Source organism: Arthrobacter sp. C9C5, from assembly GCF_013359735.1.
Lineage (GTDB): Bacteria > Actinomycetota > Actinomycetes > Actinomycetales > Micrococcaceae > Arthrobacter.
The window spans coordinates 1-18,817 of sequence record NZ_JABFMX010000032.1 but is presented as its reverse complement, the minus strand read 5'-3'; the positions used below and the strand labels follow the sequence as shown (position 1 = coordinate 18,817).

General features: G+C 67.4%; 16 protein-coding genes and 2 pseudogenes. 11 read left to right on the top strand and 7 right to left on the bottom strand.

Features of this window, described 5'->3' with window-relative positions; genetic code table 11:
* From HNO80_RS17350 to HNO80_RS17340, 3 genes are all read left to right on the top strand, one after another.
* Positions 1-592 (top strand): hypothetical protein (locus tag HNO80_RS17350; protein ID WP_175324098.1); only part of this gene is annotated, 592 nt, incomplete at its 5' end.
* Between the two features lie 144 nt (positions 593-736).
* Complete coding sequence (locus HNO80_RS17345; protein WP_175324097.1) at positions 737-1,471, top strand: YcnI family copper-binding membrane protein; 735 nt, start codon at positions 737-739, stop codon at positions 1,469-1,471.
* 75 nt (positions 1,472-1,546) lie between these two features.
* Positions 1,547-2,185 carry a copper resistance CopC family protein gene (locus HNO80_RS17340; protein ID WP_175324096.1) on the top strand — a complete coding sequence of 213 codons (639 nt, stop codon included), beginning with the start codon at positions 1,547-1,549 and terminating at the stop codon, positions 2,183-2,185.
* 69 nt (positions 2,186-2,254) lie between these two features.
* On the opposite strand, the gene HNO80_RS17335 is transcribed toward HNO80_RS17340, so the two are convergent.
* From HNO80_RS17335 to HNO80_RS17325, 3 genes and pseudogenes are all read right to left on the bottom strand, one after another.
* The gene (locus tag HNO80_RS17335; RefSeq protein WP_175324095.1) at positions 2,255-3,721 is read right to left on the bottom strand and encodes a PepSY-associated TM helix domain-containing protein; all 1,467 of its coding nucleotides are present in this window, start codon (positions 3,719-3,721) and stop codon (positions 2,255-2,257) included.
* Positions 3,722-3,897: 176 nt separating this feature from the next.
* A pseudogene (locus tag HNO80_RS18245) lies at positions 3,898-4,256 on the bottom strand (Dyp-type peroxidase); the annotation flags it as partial.
* A gap of 136 nt (positions 4,257-4,392) precedes the next feature.
* A complete protein-coding gene (locus HNO80_RS17325) occupies positions 4,393-5,028 on the bottom strand; it encodes a hypothetical protein (RefSeq protein ID WP_249777426.1) in 636 nt (211 codons plus the stop codon).
* A gap of 328 nt (positions 5,029-5,356) precedes the next feature.
* On the opposite strand from HNO80_RS17325, the gene HNO80_RS17320 reads away from it, so the two are divergent.
* Entirely contained in the window at positions 5,357-5,839 is a 483-nt protein-coding gene (locus HNO80_RS17320) for a MarR family winged helix-turn-helix transcriptional regulator (RefSeq protein ID WP_175324093.1), read from the top strand.
* A gap of 175 nt (positions 5,840-6,014) precedes the next feature.
* Here the strand turns inward: HNO80_RS17320 and HNO80_RS18240 are convergent.
* Together HNO80_RS18240 and HNO80_RS18235 are read right to left on the bottom strand one after the other, a co-directional pair.
* Positions 6,015-6,317, bottom strand: a pseudogene (locus tag HNO80_RS18240) (transposase); the annotation flags it as partial.
* A 12-nt stretch (positions 6,318-6,329) separates the two neighbouring features.
* Positions 6,330-6,467: a hypothetical protein gene (locus HNO80_RS18235; RefSeq protein WP_502707881.1), complete on the bottom strand. Its 138-nt coding sequence runs from the start codon at positions 6,465-6,467 to the stop codon at positions 6,330-6,332.
* Positions 6,468-6,767: 300 nt separating this feature from the next.
* Between HNO80_RS18235 and HNO80_RS17310 the strand changes: the two genes are divergently transcribed.
* The 4 genes from HNO80_RS17310 to efeB all read left to right on the top strand — a co-directional run bounded on the left by HNO80_RS17310 (position 6,768) and on the right by efeB (position 12,585).
* On the top strand, positions 6,768-8,981 hold the full coding sequence (locus HNO80_RS17310; RefSeq protein ID WP_175324092.1) for a catalase: 2,214 nt from the start codon (positions 6,768-6,770) through the stop codon (positions 8,979-8,981).
* Positions 8,982-9,226: 245 nt separating this feature from the next.
* Positions 9,227-10,090 carry an iron uptake transporter permease EfeU gene (gene efeU / locus HNO80_RS17305; protein ID WP_175324091.1) on the top strand — a complete coding sequence of 288 codons (864 nt, stop codon included), beginning with the start codon at positions 9,227-9,229 and terminating at the stop codon, positions 10,088-10,090.
* Between the two features lie 39 nt (positions 10,091-10,129).
* Complete coding sequence (gene efeO / locus HNO80_RS17300) at positions 10,130-11,317, top strand: iron uptake system protein EfeO (RefSeq protein ID WP_175324090.1); 1,188 nt, start codon at positions 10,130-10,132, stop codon at positions 11,315-11,317.
* Positions 11,314-12,585, top strand: coding sequence for an iron uptake transporter deferrochelatase/peroxidase subunit (gene efeB / locus HNO80_RS17295; protein ID WP_175324089.1), 1,272 nt, complete (start codon positions 11,314-11,316; stop codon positions 12,583-12,585). The genes efeO and efeB overlap by 4 nt, the downstream gene beginning before the upstream one ends.
* A gap of 115 nt (positions 12,586-12,700) precedes the next feature.
* Here the strand turns inward: efeB and HNO80_RS17290 are convergent, their stop codons facing one another.
* Positions 12,701-13,285: a DNA-binding protein gene (locus tag HNO80_RS17290; RefSeq protein WP_349627389.1), complete on the bottom strand. Its 585-nt coding sequence runs from the start codon at positions 13,283-13,285 to the stop codon at positions 12,701-12,703.
* A 1,185-nt stretch (positions 13,286-14,470) separates the two neighbouring features.
* On the opposite strand from HNO80_RS17290, the gene HNO80_RS17285 reads away from it, so the two are divergent.
* The gene (locus HNO80_RS17285; protein WP_175324087.1) at positions 14,471-15,715 is read left to right on the top strand and encodes an MFS transporter; all 1,245 of its coding nucleotides are present in this window, start codon (positions 14,471-14,473) and stop codon (positions 15,713-15,715) included.
* A gap of 89 nt (positions 15,716-15,804) precedes the next feature.
* On the opposite strand, the gene HNO80_RS17280 is transcribed toward HNO80_RS17285, so the two are convergent.
* Positions 15,805-16,701 (bottom strand): LysR family transcriptional regulator, encoded by an 897-nt coding sequence (locus HNO80_RS17280; protein WP_175324086.1) that lies wholly within the window; start codon positions 16,699-16,701, stop codon positions 15,805-15,807.
* Positions 16,702-16,813: 112 nt separating this feature from the next.
* Here HNO80_RS17280 and mdlC point away from each other — a divergent pair, with 112 nt between their 5' ends.
* Complete coding sequence (gene mdlC, locus HNO80_RS17275; RefSeq protein WP_175324085.1) at positions 16,814-18,412, top strand: benzoylformate decarboxylase; 1,599 nt, start codon at positions 16,814-16,816, stop codon at positions 18,410-18,412.
* A 24-nt stretch (positions 18,413-18,436) separates the two neighbouring features.
* Positions 18,437-18,817 (top strand): aldehyde dehydrogenase family protein (locus HNO80_RS17270; protein ID WP_175324084.1); only part of this gene is annotated, 381 nt, incomplete at its 3' end.

Genomic DNA, 18,817 nt, shown 5'->3' with positions numbered 1-18,817 from the left:
CATGACGGCTCCGTTCCGCTTCCCCCGTGCCGTTACCTTTACCGCCGCCATGTTCACTCTGGCCGCCGGAGCACACGTGCTGGCCGGTGGTTCCATGCCTGAGCCGGCCATCTTCGCCGGCCTCGTCGCCCTGGTGCTGGCATTGGTGATGATCCTGGCCAAAATCAGGATCACCGCCCCGGTGATGGCCGGGCTTCTCGGCGCCGGCCAGCTGGTCCTGCACGAGGCCTTCAACACCCTGTCCGTGACGGAAGCCTTTGCCCCCGCTTCCGGCGGGCATCTGCACGGCACCGGCGCCGTGCCCCCTTCGGCACTGGCCCTGATGCCGGAGCACGCCGCCGCCCCCGGGGCGCTGATGCTAATCCTTCATGCCGCGGCGACTCTGGCCACCGCCCTGGTCCTGGCCCGGGGCGAGGCAGCCGTGTGGGCGCTGGCCGCGTGGCTGAAACCCCTGGTCCGGATCCTGACAGCCTTGGCCATTCCGGACTGGCCGCACCTTCCAGCCCCGCTCGTCATCGTCATTCCCTCCCCGTGGAGAAGCCTCAGGCTGCCCGCCCTGCGCGGGCCGCCGCGTGTTCAGCCCGCTCTCTGAGCGGCACCCGACCCTAAGCCGCTGACCCGCCCGGATTCTGCCCTCACGCAGGAAACTCCGTTGCCGGGGAACAGCCGTGATCCCCTCTCCCGCGCCGCCCCTCGAGCGGGGCCCTTGGCGCACCCATTTTTGGAAGGCATTTTCATGAAAACCTCAATCCGCCGCACCCTCAAAACCCTCACCGCCGCCACCGCGACGGCGGGACTGATCGCCCTCGGCGCCACCGCCGCCTCAGCCCACGTCACCGTGAACCCTGACGACACCGGAGCCAACGGCTACACGCACCTGACGTTCAACGTCCCGAACGAATCCCCGACCGCGAAGACCAGCAAACTCGAAGTCAAACTGCCCACCGACACCCCATTCACCTCGGTCTCGGTCAAACCCGTCGAGGGCTGGAGCGCCCAGGTCATCACCAGCGACCTGCCCAAGCCGGTCACCGTGTCCGGCACGACCGTCACCAAGGCCCCGAGCTCCGTGGTCTGGACCGCCGACGCAACGCACCAGCTCGGACAAAACGAATACCAGGCGTTCTCACTCTCCGTGGGCAAACTCCCGGCCGCCGGGACCACCGTGACCCTGAAAGCGGCCCAGACCTACACCGACGGGACCGTCGTGAACTGGGACGAACAAAGCGCTGAGGGCCAGCCCGAGCCCAAGCACCCGGCCCCGTCCTTCACCACCACCGCCGAAGACGGAACCGCCCCCGCCGCATCTCCGGCTGCAGCGTCCCCTGCTGCCGCGGCCCAGACCTCGGAGACGTCCAGCGATCCGGCAGCGGTGTGGGGTATCGTCCTGGGCGCGGCCGGATTCGTCCTCGGCGCAACCGCGCTGGGACTCGTCCTCGCCGGCCGGCGCGGCCGGACAGCAGCCAAGTAGCAACGCGCGCCGGGGCTGCGGCGGGACGGCAACGTCCCGCCACAGCCCCGGGGTTCTTCCTGAAAGGACACCCGCATGAAAACGACACACCGTCACAGTCCGGGAGGTCCGCTCGCCCGCTGCCTGCTGGTCCTGGCCACGGCAGCGTTCCTGATGGTCCCCGCCGCGGCTGCGCAGGCCCATGATGTCCTCGAGTCCACCGACCCGGCCAACGGCTCCACGGTCCGCACCGTTCCCGCGAAGATCGGCCTGACCTTCGACCACACCCCGATTGCCATCGGATCCGTCGTCCGCGTCGACGATGCCACCGGAACTGACCAGGCTGACGGGCCCGTGGTCATCGTCAATAACCACGTCACCCAGGCGGTCAAAACCGGCGCCCCGGACGGCAAATACACGGTCATCTGGCGGGTCGTGTCCTCCGACGGCCACCCCATCGAAGGAACCCTTACGTTCACCGCCGGCGCCGCAAACCCCTCCGCCGCGGCAGCCCCGTCGACGTCCCCGGCCTCGGCAGGCACCGGCACGGGCCTCCAGACAGGACTGGTCACGGCGGGAGCGGTAGCCGCTGTCCTGTTGATTGCGTTGGTGGTGGCGGGGATCTTCATCAAGCGCCGGCTCCGCAGCCCGGAATCGGGCCGCGAGACAGGCACGACATCCCCTCATCCTGTCCCGCCCGAACGCGCCGGACAGGGTGAGGCTGCGTCCCCCTAACGACGCAGGCTGCCGTGGCCGGAATCATGTCCCGGCCACGGCAGCCCCGCCTCTGATCAGTTCCCCGGATTAGTGCGCGCCGGTTCCGGCCCTCTGGCGGCGGTTCTTGACGATTCCCAGAACGGTATCAAAGGCCAGGAACGCCACCAGGCTGATGCCCAGCAGGGGAACGGCTATCCCGACGGCGAGGGCCAGAACGGCGACGGCCGCGGTCAGCGGCCACGGGGCGGTGCGAAGGAAGCGGCGGGCCGGGGGCCGGCCAGCCGCCCAGGACGTGCCGCGGGTGGGACGGCGCTTCCACCACATGAGGTATCCGCCAATGACGCTTCCGGCCAGACCGAGCGCAATCACGGCGAGAACGATCTGGTTGGCGAGACCGAAGAGAACGCCCATGTGCGCGTCGATGCCCCAGCGCGTGAGTTTCGCTGCGACGTTGAAGTCGTTGAAGACGAGTTTCCCGCTCACCGTCATGGTGGCGGGGTCGACGGCGGCCGCGTCGGCCTGGGTGGGCCAGGACCGGTCGATTTCGGTCACGGTCCAGGCTTTGCCCTCCTTCGCGGGCGGCTTGATTTCGACCTTTCCGGCATCGATCACCGGTTCCGTCCGTGCCGCGGCGAGGACGTGGTCATACGTGGCCGGGTCGGTCCCGGCTCCGGTCCCGGCGTGGCTGTGGTCGTGTTCGCCGCCGGCCGCCGGTGCGGCCGCCGCGGGGCTCAATGCGGTGGGAAGCTTCGGGGTCGTCCAGTCCAGGGACGTCCTCAGATTGGCGATGTTGTCCCCGGCTAGCTGGGACCAGGTCAGGCCGGTCGCGGAGAGGAACAGGAACCCGAGGACGAGCACGACGCCGCCGGTGCCGTGGATTTTCGCGATTCCTGCGCGGCCGAACCGGCCGGCCCGTGCCTGAGCGGTCCGCGTGGCCAGGGCGGTTGCTGCGGTGTTCTTCCGGCGGGGTTTGGTCAGCCAGAGTGCGAGTCCGGCGAGGGCGATGACCCAGAGCCAGGACGCGGCGAGTTCGCTGTAGTAACGGCCCGCGGTGCCCAGGTGCAGGGTGCGGTGCAGATCATCGATCCAGGTCCGGAAGGGCAGGACGCCGCTGGTGCCGTAGACGGTCAGATCACCGCGGACCTCGGCATTTGCCGGGTTGATGAAGATCGCCCGGGACTCGGATTCACCCAGGGCAGGATCGGCGAACATGATCCGGGTCGTGTCCCCGGGATTCGGCGCCGGGCGGACAGCGGAAGGTTCCTTGGCCCCGATGATCTGCTGCGCGGCGCGGATCTGTTCCGCCAGCGGAACGGAAGTCCGGGAGACCGGGACGTGGAGTTCCCTGTCGTAGATCCCCTCTTCCATCGCCGGGGTCAGGGCGTAGAGCGCGCCCGAGAGGGCAGCGATAATCAGGAACGGGCCCACGAAGACCCCGGCGTAGAAGTGCAGCCGCATGATCAGTGCCCGCAGCGGGCCGCGCGCGTTCCTCTTGGGTTCGGGTGCGGCCGGGCTGGCCGGCCCGCCGGGTTCGGTGGTGATGGTGATTGTCATGAAATTTTCCTCAAAAGATGGTCCGTTTTCGGCCGCGGGGCCGTCGCGAAGAAACTGAAATGGGTGCGGGCAGGCGTCACCCGTCACCGGTCCCGCACTCCTTAGAAGGGGTGGGGGCCGGCGCGGAGGCGGTTGCCCTTGCGTGGTGTGTTCTGTGGTGCTGTTGGCTGGTTGCCTCAGGTGAAGAGGTGGTCGCCAATGAATCCGCCGGGGCCGCACCCGGGTGGGATGGCGAAGACGGCCGACCCAACCGGGGTGGTCCATTGGTTCAGCAGGTCCAGTTTGTCCAGGCGGCGCTGTGCCGGCACGAACTGCCGGTCGACGTCGGCCTGGTACGAGGCGAAGATCAGCCCGGAATCGGAGACGCTCACGGCGCCGGGAGCGACGTCGCAGTTGAAGCCGCGCCGGTGGGTGAAGTCAGCAATGACGGGAACCCGACAGGGCACCGGGCTTCGAAGCCCGGCTCGTCTAGTTCAGCGGCTCCGGAAAGCGGGGCGCTGAATTAGCGTTTCCTTCCAACCGATTCTTGCCGCCCGAAAGTTCAGGAACGATCCGTGCCCTCCAGGATTCCGCCATGACGAATGCAAGAAATATCTTGCCTTGGCTGATTCCCGCCCCGCTGTCCGTGAAACGGCCCGGCGGGGATCCAAAGGGACGCGGGCGCGGTGCACCTAGGACGCGACGGGACGCAGCGGCGGTCCGCGGTGGCGCATGACCAGCAACGGGGCGCCAAGATTGCGCAGCACCCGGACCGGCCAATCAGCGGGAATGACCGGCGCGCCGGGTTCCACGGCCAGCGGCAGGAAGACCGGGAGGAAGGCGACCACCCGCAGTCGAAGCGCCGTGATCAGGCACATCGCGGTGACTTCGCCGTGCCGCAGGACCGCGATCGTGGCCAGGGCCGCCAGCGCATGCCCGGCCCACATCATTGGTGAGGCATGATCCATCACCATGGCCCCGGTCCCGGGCGGCCCGGACCCGTAGGCAGCAGCCACCGCGTGGGCGGCGTGCCCGGCGTGACCCGCTGCGGGAACAGCAGTCCCGGCGGCAGAGGAAGCGAATTCCAGGCTGAACAGCCCATGGAACAGGCCCTGGCTGAAGACGACTGCGGTCGAAAGCCGCCACCGGGACAGCACCCGGCCGGCCAGTGCAACGCAGACCAGCCCCGACAGGGCCAGGGACAGCACTAGAACAGAGATTTCAGGGGCCGGGCCGCCGGAAAATACATGGGAGAAGGCCGCGATGGAGGTTGCCGCGACAGCCGCGCCCCAGCCACGCACAAAGCGTATTCCGCGTGGCGTCATCATTCCCTCCCTGCCCTCTCCGGGAGCCGGCGTGGTGCCGGTCCGCGACGATTGTCCCCCAATTCTACTCAGCGTCGAAACCCTTATTGGCAGGCATTGACGCGCATGACGGCGCCCCTGCTGCCGCGGTCATCCCGCCCCTCCGCCGGCATCGTCCAAGCCCTCCAACAGCGCCCGCGCCGCGGGCCATGCAACCGTCGGCAGAACGGTTAAGCCGGTGAAGCGGGCACGCACGAAATGCCGGTGCTGCCCGATCTCAGAGAAACCCGTATCGGCGCTGGCTTTCACCGCTCCTACCAGAGTTAGGAAGCAGGCTGTCTATACTCGGATGATGCCGGATGTAGATAGATGGTCGACGGTACGGTTGCTGTTGACCGCTGCTCGATTGGTGGAGCATGCCGGTAATGAGAACCTTGCTTCCGTGGGTCTGACTCACGCGGGGCTCATTGCGTTGCAAGTTCTCGAGGCGGATGGAACAATGACCCAAACACGAGTAGCCGCCAAAGTCCGGGTGCAAGCGCAGACCATGGGGAAGACCTTGGCCAGGCTCGAGGAAAACGGGCACGTTACCCGGGTCCGCAGTCAGCGTGACAGTCGCTCCCTCGAAGTGGGGATCTCGGGTCTCGGCAAAACAACGCTTGACCGGGCGCGGGAGCTCGAGCAGAATCTGGCTCCTGGAGACAAGACCGAATTGAAGGAACTGCGCGACTGGCTGGTAACCATAATCCGCCTCCTCGGCTCAAGCCGTTGGGGCCAGGCAGGACCGGAGCCCATACGGAAGGCAACCAACGACACGCTGTCCGACGAAAGCTGAATCGGCTGACCCGAACGCCGGGCGGTTCCGCCACGGGCTGTCCTTCAGCGTTCATTGCCGAGGCTACGTCGATGAACGGGCAACCCAGCGGACGAGCGCTCCTGCCGAACGGATAGGCAGTGACCGGGAGTCGTTCAATTTTCGGGCGCGCGGAAGCGCATTCGTGGGCGGTCCCTTAGGCAGCCATGCTCATGGAATGAGCCGGGACGGGGATGTAGGTGGTCGCGTCACGGAGCATGGCCCAGAGAACATTGAGCCGCCGTCGTGCAAGCGAGAGCATTGCCTGGATGTGGGATTTCCCTTCCGCACGTCTTCGGTCGTAATAGCCGCGCGAGGCGGTACAGGACTTCAGGGCGGAGAGCCCGGAGAGGTAGAAGACCCGGAGGAGCCGTCGATCATAGCGTCTGGGCCTGTGGTGATTCCCGCTGATTCTCCCTGAGTCACGGGGTGCCGGTGCCAGTCCGGCAACTCCGGCGAAACGGTCCGCGGACTAGACGGTCAAGTCGCCGCCGGTGGCGCCGAGAAACTCCGCGGCGAGGACAGGGCCGAAGCCGGGCATGCTGAGCAGTGACGGGGTGTGCCGGTGTTCGGTGACTTTCTCGCCGATCATGGCGTCCAGCTCGGCCAACTCCTTGTCGAGGGTGATGATCTCCTGTGCGAGGGCGGCGACGATCTGTTCTCCGAGGTGTTGGGCCGGGACTGCGGTGTGCTGGGATTTTGCGGCGTCGAGGGCGGCTTGGGCTACGGCGGCAGAGGAGCGGCTGCCGTGTTTCTTCAGCCACGCGTGGAGCCTGGTTTGCCCGGAGGGTTCAGCGGCTCCGTCAATGATCCTTGTCCCCGCGAAAGACCGACACCTACACTAGTAAGCAGGCTTCCTAATTGAGCCCCCTTCCGTCCATGCCATCAAAACACCTTGAGGAGCGATCCCGTGCGCGAAGAGAGCAACATCAATATCCCCGGCGCCGTCTCTGCCGAGCCGCCGGCCGTGAAGGAACCCACGGAACCCCGCGAACCGCTGCCGCCCAAACCGGACCAGCAGGGACCCGAAGCCGTGTCTCCGACCGGCACTCCCACCGGCGCCCCGGTCCACTCGCGCGCGCAGTCCGGGCCCTACCTGACCACCGCCCAGGGGCTCCGGCTCGCCGACACGGACCACTCCCTGAAGGCCGGCCGCCGCGGCCCGGTGCTGTTGCAGGACCACCATCTTCGCGAGAAGATCACCCACTTCGACCACGAGAGGATCCCGGAGCGCGTCGTCCACGCCCGCGGGGCCGGCGCGCACGGAGTCTTTCGCTCCTACGGAACGGCCGCCAACATCACCCGCGCGGGCTTCCTTGCCAAGGATGTCGAGACACCGGTCTTCGTCCGCTTCTCCACCGTGCTAGGGTCCCGGGGATCCGCGGACACGGTCCGTGACACCCGCGGCTTCGCCACGAAGTTCTATACCGACGAAGGAACCTTCGACCTCGTCGGGAACAACATCCCGGTGTTCTTCATCCAGGACGGCATCAAGTTCCCGGACATCATCCACGCCGGCAAACCCCATCCGGACCGGGAAATCCCACAGGCCCAGAGCGCGCACGACACGTTCTGGGACTTCGTCTCACTGCACACCGAGGCGCAGGCGCACACCATGTGGAACATGTCCGACCGGGCCCTGCCGCGCTCCTACCGCACCATGGAGGGCTTCGGGGTGCACACCTTCCGCTTCGTCAACACCGAGGGCAAGACCAGCCTGGTCAAGTTCCACTGGAAGCCAAAACAGGGGGTGCACTCGCTGGTCTGGGAGGAAGCCCAGCTCATCAACGGGATGGACCCTGATTTCCACCGGCGGGACCTCGCCGACGCCATCGAGGCGGGCGCGTTCCCGGAATGGGAGCTGGGCGTGCAGGTCTTCCCTGACACGGCGGAGGAGTTCTTCGAGGGCATCGATCTGCTGGACCCCACTAAGTTCGTGCCCGAGGAACTGGCCCCGGTGCAGCCGATCGGCCTGATGACCCTGAACGCCAACCCGGTGAACTACTTCGCCGAAACCGAGCAGGTCGCCTTCCACCCGGGCCACCTGGTGCCTGGCATCGACGTGACGAACGACCCGCTGCTGCAGGTCCGGTTGTTCTCCTACATCGACACCCAGATCAGCCGGCTCGGCGGGCCGAACTTCAGCCAGCTGCCGATCAACCGCCCGCACGCACCGGTCAACGACATGCTCCGCGACGGGATGCACCAGACCGCGGTCCACGGCGGAACCGCGCCGTACCACCCGAACTCCCTCGACGGCGGCTGCCCCTTCATGGCCGGAGCCGACGTCGGCGCCTTCATCGACGTGCCGGAAGAGCTCGCGGCAGCCGTGAAGGAACGGAAGTCACCGGCCTCCTTCGACGACCACTACAGCCAGGCCCGCCTCTTCTTCCGCTCCCTGGCACCCGTAGAGCAAGACCATGTCATCCAGGCGTACACCTTTGAACTGGGCAAGTGCCGCGAGCAGGCGATCCGCGAACGGCAGCTGCTGGCCCTGGCGAACATCGACGCCGGCCTGTGCGCCGCCGTTGCCGCGGGGCTGGGCATAAAGGCTCCGGGGGCGAGCGAAGAGGTCCCCGATGCGGCGCCGAGCCCCGCGGTGTCGCAGCTGGGCGGCCGCTGGCCGGTCGCGGGCCGGGTGGTCGGAATTGTCGCCGACGCGGGCAGCGACCTGGACTTTGTCCAGGCCGCCCGGGAAGCCTTGAACGACGCCGGCATCGTACCGCTCGTGATCGCCCCGGCCGGCGGGTTCCTGGGCGGGCCCGACGGCGGGATCCCGGTCCAGCGGACCTACCTCACCGCCCGCTCCACCGAGTTCGACGCCGTGCTGCTCGCCGGCACGGGGGCACCGGCCAAGGACGCGGCGGCGGGACGGGACGCGAAAGCCGGCGAACCCGGAGCCGCCGTCGACCCGCGGCTGGTATTGCTCCTCGCCGAACTGTTCCGGCACTCCAAAGCGATCGGCGGCTGGGGAGAGGCCTTAAGCTGCCTGAATGCGGCCGGCATCCCGCAGGACGCCACCGGCTTGGCACTGGGAGAGACGCCCGCTGAGGTGGTCCCGCAGCTGACGGAGCTGCTGGCGGCACACCGGGCCTGGGACCGGTTCCCGGCGGCAGGCGCCTAGCAAACAGCTTAACTCCCCACCCTCGCTCGCAGGGACGGGGCACCAGCCCCGTCCCTGCGCAACCACCGGTGTCCCGGCAGCGCAATGCGAATGCCGCCTGCATCCGGCGGGATCCCCGCCAACAGCCGACATCAGCCGACATCAATCACCAATTAGGTCATCTTTTATTTACGTATTTCCCTCGGTAAGGCTACCCTTGGTTCTTAGGGCCACCTTAGGTCGCAACTATTACCGAGAGAATCCAGATGACCGCGAACTTCCTGATTGGCCTCCGCGAGGGCCTTGAAGCCGCTCTGATCGTTGTGCTGTTGCTGGCTTACGTGTCCCGCACCGGACGAGTCGAGCTGGTTCCCCGCATCTGGGCCGGCGTCGGTCTGGCTGTGGCGGTCTCCATCGGCTTTGGCGCTCTCCTGACCTTCGGTCCGCGCGGACTCACCTTCCAGGCGCAAGAAGCGATCGGGGGCAGCCTGTCCATTGTTGCCGTCGCGCTCGTCACCTGGATGGTCTTTTGGATGGCCCGCACGTCCCGGACTCTCGGCAGCGACCTCCGCGGCAAAATCGACAAAGTGGCCGACGGCGCAGCGTGGGGGCTCGTCGCCGTGGCCGCGCTGGCCGTCGGACGCGAGGGGCTTGAAACGGCCCTGTTCCTCTGGGCCGCGGCGCAGGCGACTGGGCAGTCGACCACACCGCTGCTGGGGGCGGCGCTGGGGCTGGCCGCGGCCGCCGGGCTTGGCTACCTGCTCCACCGCGGGGTCCTGCGCGTGAACCTGGCCAAGTTCTTCACCTGTACCGGCGCGGCCCTCATCGTGGTGGCCGGCGGTGTCCTAGCGTACGGCATCCATGACCTCCAGGAAGCCGGCCTGGTTCCGGGTCTGCACTCCCTCGCTTTCGACGTGTCGGCATCCGTGCCGCCGTCTTCCTGGTACGGCACCCTGCTGAAGGGAACCCTGAACTTCTCCCCCGCGACCACCTGGCTCGAGCTCGCCGCCTGGGTCCTCTACGTGGCGCCGGTGATGGCGCTCTACCTGCGTTCGAGCCGGCGCGGCATGCGCCGCACCGCCGCTGTGGCCGCCCCGGCCGGCGGCACATCGACGTCTGTCACCGTCTGAACCCCCTTCCCCTTTCCCGCCGTACTTCAAAGGATCCCCATGGCTGCCTTCCGTACTTCCCCGCGCCGCTTCTCGACCCGGCTCGGCGTGACCGTCACTGCCGTACTGTTGCCCCTCGCTCTCGCCGCCTGCACGGACAACGCTGCACCCGCCGCATCCTCAAAGAACGAAGCGATCACGGTTTCCAGCACCAACAGCGGATGCCAGGTCTCCACGTCCGAGGCCGCCGGCGGCCACCTGACCTTCGCGATCAAGAACGATGGCGACAAGGTCACGGAGTTTTATCTGCTGGCCGAGGACGGGCTTCGTATCGTGGGCGAAGTAGAGAACATTGGCCCGGGTATCACCCGCAATCTGGTGGTTACGGCTCCGCCCGGAAAGTACTTCACGGCCTGCAAGCCGGGGATGGAAGGAGACGGTATCCGCGCCGCGTTCACTGTCACCGGCTCTGGCCAGCCTGCCGAGTCCGACGAGGACCTGAAGAAACTCAGCGACACCGCCACCCTGCAGTACACCGCCTACGTCAAGGACCAAACTGAGCAGCTCCTGGCCGGAACCAGGACCTTCGCGGCCGCCTTCGCTGCTGGCGAGTACGAGAAGGCCCGTGGCCTGTATGCCTCCACGCGCATGCACTGGGAACGGATCGAGCCGGTGGCCGAATCCTTTGGTGACCTCGATCCGAAACTGGACCTGCGCGAGGCAGATCTGGAACCCGGAGAGGCCTGGACCGGGTGGCACCGCGCCGAGAAGGACCTCTTCTCCCCCGCCGGCTATACCGCGATGACAAGCGCGCAGCGCGCCACGCTGGCGAAGCAGCTCGTGGCGGACACCGAGGACCTATACGAGCGCACGCGCACCCTCACACTGACAGCCGACAAACTGGGAAACGGCGCCAAGGAACTCCTCGACGAGGTCGCCACGGGCAAGGTGACAGGTGAAGAGGAAATCTGGTCGCACACGGACCTCTGGGACTTCCAGGCGAACGTCGACGGCGCCCGGATCGCCTTCGAAAACCTCCGTCCTGTCCTCGAGAGGAAGGACCCGGAACTCGGCAAGGAGCTGGAGACCAAGTTCGCCTCTCTTCAGGCCGAACTCGGAACCCATGTCAGGGGCAACGGGTTCGCCTATTACAACGAGCTCACCCCGGCCCAGGTCCGCAAGCTCGCGGCCCTGGTGGACACCCTGGGGGAACCCTTGTCCCGTCTGACTGCGGCCGTCGTCCTGTGAACACGGTATCCCGCCGCAGGCTGCTGTCCCTGGCCGGAGCCGGCGGAGTAGGCGCTGCAGCCGGGCTGGCGGCCGGCGTCTTCGGCTATGACGCCGCCAGCGGCCCTGCCGCAGACGAGTCAGCCCCAACGGTACCGTTCCACGGTGAGCGCCAGGCCGGCATTACAACGCCGGCCCAGGACCGGCTTCATATGGCAGCCTTCGATGTCGTCACGGAGGACCGGAACGAGCTGATTGGCCTGCTCAAGGAATGGACGGAGGCCGCCGCGGCCCTGACAGCGGGCCGCGAAACCGGCACCGACGGCGCGGTTAACGGCCCCTACGACGCTCCTCCTGAAGACACCGGGGAAGCAATGGGCCTGGCCGCGGGACGGCTGACGCTGACCTTTGGGTTCGGCGCCTCGCTCTTCGGAAAGGCCGGTGAGACCCGCTTCGGCCTCGACGGGCGGCGGCCCGCAGCGCTCATTGACCTGCCGCATTTCCCCGGGGACAAGCTGCAGGACCAGCGGACCGGCGGGGACCTGGTGGTCCAGGCGTGCTCGGACGATCCGCAGGTGGCCGTCCACGCCATCCGCAATCTGGCCCGCATCGCCTTCGGCCGGGCGCAGGTCCGCTGGTCCCAGCTGGGCTTCGGACGCACGTCCTCAACCTCACGCGCGCAGCAGACTCCTCGCAACCTCTTCGGTTTCAAGGACGGCACCAGCAATGTGAAGTCCGAGGATACCGACCTCCTGGATGACCATGTATGGGTCCCCGCCGGCGCAGAGCCCGCGGCCACCTGGATGGAGGGCGGAAGCTACCTCGTCGCCCGCAGGATCCGCATGCACATCGAAACCTGGGACCGGACGTCCCTGCGCGAGCAGGAACAGCTGATCGGCCGGACCAAGGCCGAAGGCGCACCGTTATCCGGCGGAGCGGAGTTCACCGCCCCGGACTTTGACGCCCAGGGCAGGGCCAGTGAACCGCTCATCGCCCCAAGCTCACACCTTCGGCTGGCGCACCCCTCGCACAACAACGGGGTGCGGATGCTCCGCCGCGGCTACAACTACACGGACGGCTCCGACGGGCTGGGTCACCTGGACGCTGGCCTCTTCTTCATCGCCTTCGTCAAGGATCCCCGCACCCACTACGTGCCGATGCAGCTCGAGATGGCCCGGAAGGACACCCTGGCGGTGGAATACCTGGAACACACCGGTTCCGGGTTGTTCGCCGTCCCTCCCGGGATCCAGCCCGGCGGGTATGTCGGCGAAGGCCTCTTCGCGACCTGACACGGCACCGTCTTCATCGATGCGCCTGCACGACAACAAGTCGGCGTGTTCCCGTCCCCGGGTGCGGGCTTGTGTGCACCTCCGGTGTTGACGGCGTTTCCCATCTCCTCGCAACTTACCCCCGGGAATTTCCGCTACTGTCCGGGGTTTCCGGCACGATGCGCTGCAGGAGCGCGCTGTAGGCCTTTTCCAGGGCCTCTGCCCGGGCCTCGGCCGCGGCCAGCCTGCTAGCTACATCGGCTGCGGTGGTGCTGGCCTGCTGTTCAGCGGTGCGTGCCTGCTCCAGCTGCGCCGTCATCGCCGCAGCCTGGGTGTCCAAGGCGGTGATCCGTGCGGTGAACTCGGTGACGGCGGCGTCTTTCTCGGCGCTTACCTTGTCCAGGTCAGCGACGAGTTCGGAGATCTCCAGGCCCAGGTCCTTCTTCTCCTGCGCCCAAACCGCTTCCGCAGCGGCGTGCCGCTCATTGGCCAGGGCGGAAGCCTCAGCCCAGCAGGCCCCGGCCAGACGCGCGGCCTGTTCCAGTACCGTTGCCGGGGTCGCAGCGACCTGCCCACCCGCGGCCTGCTTCTCCTCAACCCATTCCTTCAGGTAACGGGTGGCATCGGCGTTGCTCACACCCGCCGCTGCCCGCACCGTCGAAACGGTAGGCCGGCGCTCGATGCTGATCTGCTCCGCAGCAGCAAACACACGGTCTTTCACACTCAACGCCACGACGACAACCTCAGATAGTAGTAGGAGTAGTAGCAAAACTACTACTCCTACTACATCTTGGCAACGGCCAGCCGCAATCCCTCATCGGCTGCTCGCGGGCACCGCCCGGCCGGGAACCGGGCCGGCGGTCGACGGCCGCTCGGGCCGGGCGGCCCGTGCCGTGAGCCCCTCGGCGGCCGCCACATGGGGAGGCGGTGGCAGGACGGGGTCCACTACGGAGAGGAGGTTACGGCGCGCTCCGGCCGCGGAATGGGTGCTGATGTAGCGGCTCGGACTGAGCCGGAAACGCATTGCTGAGCTCGTGCGCGTTCATCCCGCCGTCGTCGGATACCCGGTCGGATACCATCTGGTCATCGCCCGCCGCCCAGACCCGGGACTCGAGACCGCACACCAAGTTGCCGCGGCCGCCAGAACCAGCCCCTCCCAGGGAGCCTCGCCCGTATGGAGGAGATCACCGGCCTGGATCACGACAGAGGGCCGGAGAACAAGGGCGAACGGTCGATAGCCCGGCGGCTCTCCGATCGCCGGCACGAAGGAACCGAAGGCACCCTTGGATGGTCTTTTCATACCCGACGGATCAGGGCGACCAGGGAGAACTCGGGGCCGGGCCGTGGTCTTGGCGGTGTGGTCCCGGAGCAGGTTGCAGCCACACCGGTCGGCGCCCTCCCCTGTCTTGGCTCCGGTCATTTTCGGTGGCGACTTTGCCGTCGTAGCCGATGGCTGTTTCGGGGCGTGGGTGATGGCGTGGACGGTGAAGTACTGCCAGCCTTTGGGCCGCGGTCTTGCACGACAGCAGGGGATGCACGAACTCGCGCCGGACCTTGGTCGCTTCTCTGCACTTTTCAAGAGGCCTGGCTAAGGCTGACGTTGATTAGGCAGAGCCGGCGAGTTCTTGGGAGTCGGACTCCTTGTCTTGGAGGAATCGGAGGGTAGGGTCGAAAGGCTCACCGCCACCCCTCGAGAGATTCCCGGACAGGCTTCCTTGACCGACTCCGACTTGCTCGCTTCCTCTGCCTGGCAACGGCTTGCGGCACCTGGTGCCATAGAGCCCATCGATGAACTATGCGACCTTTATCTATTGGACTTGTGGCGGGGGTCTCATCAGACTTGGGTGATGTAACTTTCTCCGGACACTAACCAGGTCCGGCTGTGTAGACCAAGGACGCTCACACCATGAACTCAAGACGAAAATGGATCGTCATCCTTTGCTGGCTCACCGTAGTCTTCGAAGGATTCGACCTTGTCGCCCTCGGCGCCTCCATCCCCACCCTGCTGGACACGAAACACGCCGGCATTGATCCGGCCGGGGCCACCTACGTGGCGACCATCTCGCTGGTCGGCGTGGGTGTCGGAGCCGCCCTGATCGGCCCGATCTCCGACCGGTTCGGCCGGCGACTACCGCTGATTGCCTGCGTACTCCTCTTCTCCATCTTCACTTTAATCTTCCCGCTGATGCCGAATGTCGCCCTGATGGGCGTCCTCCGGCTGCTTGCAGGCCTGGGCCTGGGCGGCTGCATGCCCGTTGCCGTGACCGCAATGCAGGAAGCGGCAGCCAGTGACGGCAAAGCACACTCCAGCACCCTGACCATGACCGGGTACCACGTCGGTGCCGTCGTCGCGTCGCTGGTCGCGCTGTTGGTCGGGCGCCAGTGGGAATGGCTTTTCTACGCCGGCGGCATCCTTGGTCTCGTCGCCGTACCGCTGATGTGGGCCAAGCTTCCCGAAACCTCCCCGATTGCTGAAGCCCGGCAAACTCCGGCGGCGATGGACGTCCCGAAGGTCAGCATCGGGGACCTGCTCCGCCCGCCGTACCTGCGGATCACGATCGGCCTCTGGGTCGCCGCCTTCATGGGCCTCCTGCTGGTCTACGGCCTGAACACTTGGCTACCGCAGCTCATGCGCGGGGCCGGCTACAAGGTGGCCGATTCCCTGGTCCTGCTGCTGGTCCTGAACGTCGGCGCCGTCGCCGGCCTGCTGGCCGGCGGACGGATCGCCGATCGCCGCGGAGTCAAGGGCACCACCATGTTCTGGTTCGCGGCCGCCGCCGTTCTGCTGGCCGTACTCAGCGTCAAGATGGACAACCAGCTTGTGCTCAACGGCGTCGTCTTCGTCACCGGCTTCTTCGTCTTCTGTGCCCAGGTGCTGGTCTACGGCTTCGTCGGATACCTCTACCCCCGCCACATCGTCGCCTCAGGCATGGGCTTCGTCTCGGCGGTGGGCCGCCTCGGCGCGATCACCGGGCCCTGGATCACCGGCCTGCTGGTGGTAGCCGGCATCGCCTACCCCTTCAGCTTCTACGTTTTCGCCCTCGCCGCCCTGCTGGGTGTCGCGGCCGTGGCCGTCATCCCAAAGGTCCGGCGCGGCGCGCCCGATGCCACGGAGGCAGCCGCTGCCGGCAAGCCCGCGCTTCACTCCTAAGTCCGGGGGCGGCGCCTAAAGCGGCCCCCGGCACCCGCCGACGGCGTCCGGATCGCAACAGCGAGCCGGGCGCCGTCGGCGTGCAGCCCCTATGTTTGCGGCGCCCCGAGCGCCGTCGCCACCAGATCCAAAAACCAGGCTGCGGCTCCGGTTGAGGACACCGCCACGTCCCAGTAGAGGTTCACTTCGAACTGCGGCATGTCGAAGGGGAGCTCCCGGATGGCCACGGGCCAGCGTTCGGCCATCCGGGTTGCCATTTCCAGGGGCAGGACGGCAGCCATGCCGCAGCCCACCACCACCTCGGCCAGCGCGGAGAAATGTGGAACCCGGAGCGAGATGGTGCGTTCCACCTGCTGCGCCCGAATGGCCTGCTCCACCTGGTCGTGGCCCGCGGCCGGGTCCATCGCCACGTGCTTCAGGGCAAGAAAATCCCGCCAGGAGATCCGCCCCTCGGGAACCGCCGCCTCGCCCGGGAGCACGCAGACGTAATGGTCGTCGGGCACGATGGTGCGGCGCCCGGACACGTCCAGCGGAACGCTCACGATGGCGCCGTCGATTTCGCCGTGGGTCAGCCAGCCCTGCACCCGGGATACCTGCATCGGGACCACTTCGAGGCTGGCCCCCGGGGCCTCGGCCACCAGGCGCTTCATGATCCTCGGCAGGAAGGCGTGCTCACCGATGTCCGTCAAACACAGGCGGAATGTCTTGCTCGTCGAGGAGGGATCAAAGGCGCGGTCGGCATCCACGGCGTCGTCGACGGCAACCACCGCCTTGCGGAACACGGCGGCCAGCTCCGAGGCACGCGCCGTCGGCTCATACCCCGCCGTGCCACGGATAAACAGCGGGTCCCGCAAGGCGCGCCGCAACCGGCCAAGTGCGTGGCTGACGGTGGGCTGCGTCAGGGACAGGTCCTGCGCGGCGCGCGTCACCGAACGATGTTCATAAATGCTCAAAAACGTGCGGGTCAGGTTCAGGTCCAAACTCATGGGGCCATCATAGAGCCCTTCTATGGGGCGTCCATCATTTATTTATTTGCCAGCATGAGACGTACGTCATAGCGTGGTAAAACCAGTAGTTCCCTGATAGGAAAGCCTCGAGATGACCACTGTCAATGACGCCACATACCAGCTCCTGCGCAAGCACGGCCTGACCACCATCTTCGGCAATCCAGGTTCCAACGAACTGCCGTTCCTTGCCGCCATGCCGGAGGACTTCCGCTACGTCCTGGGTCTGCACGAAGGAGTCGTGGCGGGCATGGCGGACGGCTACGCGCAGGCCACGCGCCGGCCCGCCATGATCAACCTGCACGCCGCCTCGGGCTCGGGCAACGCCATGGGCGCGCTCACCAACGCCTGGTATTCGCACACTCCTCTGGTGATCACCGCAGGCCAGCAAGTCCGGGCCACCATCGGCCAGGAGGTCATGCTCTCCAACGTGGACGCAGCGTCACTGCCCCGGCCCCTCGTGAAGTGGAGCGCGGAGCCGGCCTCCCCGCGCGACGTCGTCCGGACCCTGGGCCAGGCCATCCACACGGCGGCCCTCGAGCCGTCCGGGCCCGTATACGTCTCCATCCCCTACGACGACTGGGCACAGGAAACAGGTGCGGAGGAAGCGCACCTGGCCGCGCGCACCGTCGAGCACGCCGGCGAACTCTCCGACGGACAGCTCGCGGACCTCGTGGCAGCGCTCGACGCCGCCGCGAACCCGGTGCTTGTCCTGGGACCGGATGTGGACTCCGCCCGCGGCAACGCCGACGCCGTCACGCTCGCCGAGCGGCTCGGCGCCCCCGTCTGGGTGGCGCCGTCCGCCCCGCGCTGCCCGTTCCCGACCACCCACGCCGCGTTCCGCGGCGTGCTGCCCGCCTCGGTCGACGGCATCACCCGACTGTTGGCCGGGCACGACCTGATCCTCGTGATCGGCGCCCCGGTGTTCCGCTATCACCAGTACGAGCCCGGCGAGTACCTGCCCGAAGGCGCCTCACTGCTGCACATCAGCTGTGATCCGGGCGAGGCCGCACGCGCCCCGATGGGACGCGCCGTGGTTGCCTCAATTGGTCCGGCGCTGGGCCGTCTCGCCGCGGCGGTGGCGCCCCGTGGCGGACAGGCCGAACCCCGTGTGAAGCCGGCCCTGCCCGCACAGGCAGAACAACCGGCGGGAAGCGCACTGCCCCCGGAAGCCGTCTTCGACCTCATCAACAGCCTCGCCCCGGAGGACACCATCTACGTCAATGAGACGACGTCGACGGTCGGCGCCTTCTGGGACCGGATGGACATGCGCCACCCCGGCAGCTACTACTTCCCTGCGTCCGGCGGCCTCGGGTTCGGCATGCCGGCCGCCGTCGGCGTCCAGCTGGCGGAACCCGGGCGGCGCGTGGTGGCCTTCATCGGCGACGGCTCCGCAAATTACGGCATCACCGCCCTCTGGACGGCGGCGCAGTACGGCATCCCTGCGGTGTTTGTGATCCTGAACAACGGAACCTACGGCGCATTGCGCGGCTTCGCCGCCAAACTCAACGCCCTGGACGCCCCGGGCCTGGATGTGCCGGGCATCGACTTCGTGGCCCTCGCCGCCGGGTACGGGGTGGACGCCGAACGCGCCGACTCGCTGGAGAAGCTGCGCGACTGCTTTACCAAGGCCATCACCTCCTCGGGTCCCAGCCTGATCGAGGTCCCGATCAGCACAGTCTCCCCGTTCTGAACCCCTCCTTCCGAAAGGCACGCCATGACTTTCCCTAACGCACTCCTCGATCCCGCCCGCTGGGACGGAAAGATCAACATCGCCGGCTGGACCGACGGTTCCGGCGGCAGCCAGGACGTGGTGGAACCGGCCACCGGAACCGTCCTGGGCCGCTTCGGGGTGGCCACCCCCGCCGACGTGCGGCGGGCCGCCACCGTGGCCGCGGAAGCCCAGCTGGAATGGGCCGCCAAACGCCCGGAGGAACGCGCCGCCGTCCTGCGCCGCGCCGGCCAGCTCTGGGAAGAGCACGCCGAGGAAATCCAGGGCTGGATCGTCCGCGAAAGCGGCGGCATCCCCGCTAAGGCGGCCCTGGAAACCCACATCGCGGCCAACGAATGCTACGAGGCCGCAGCCCTGCCCTCCCAC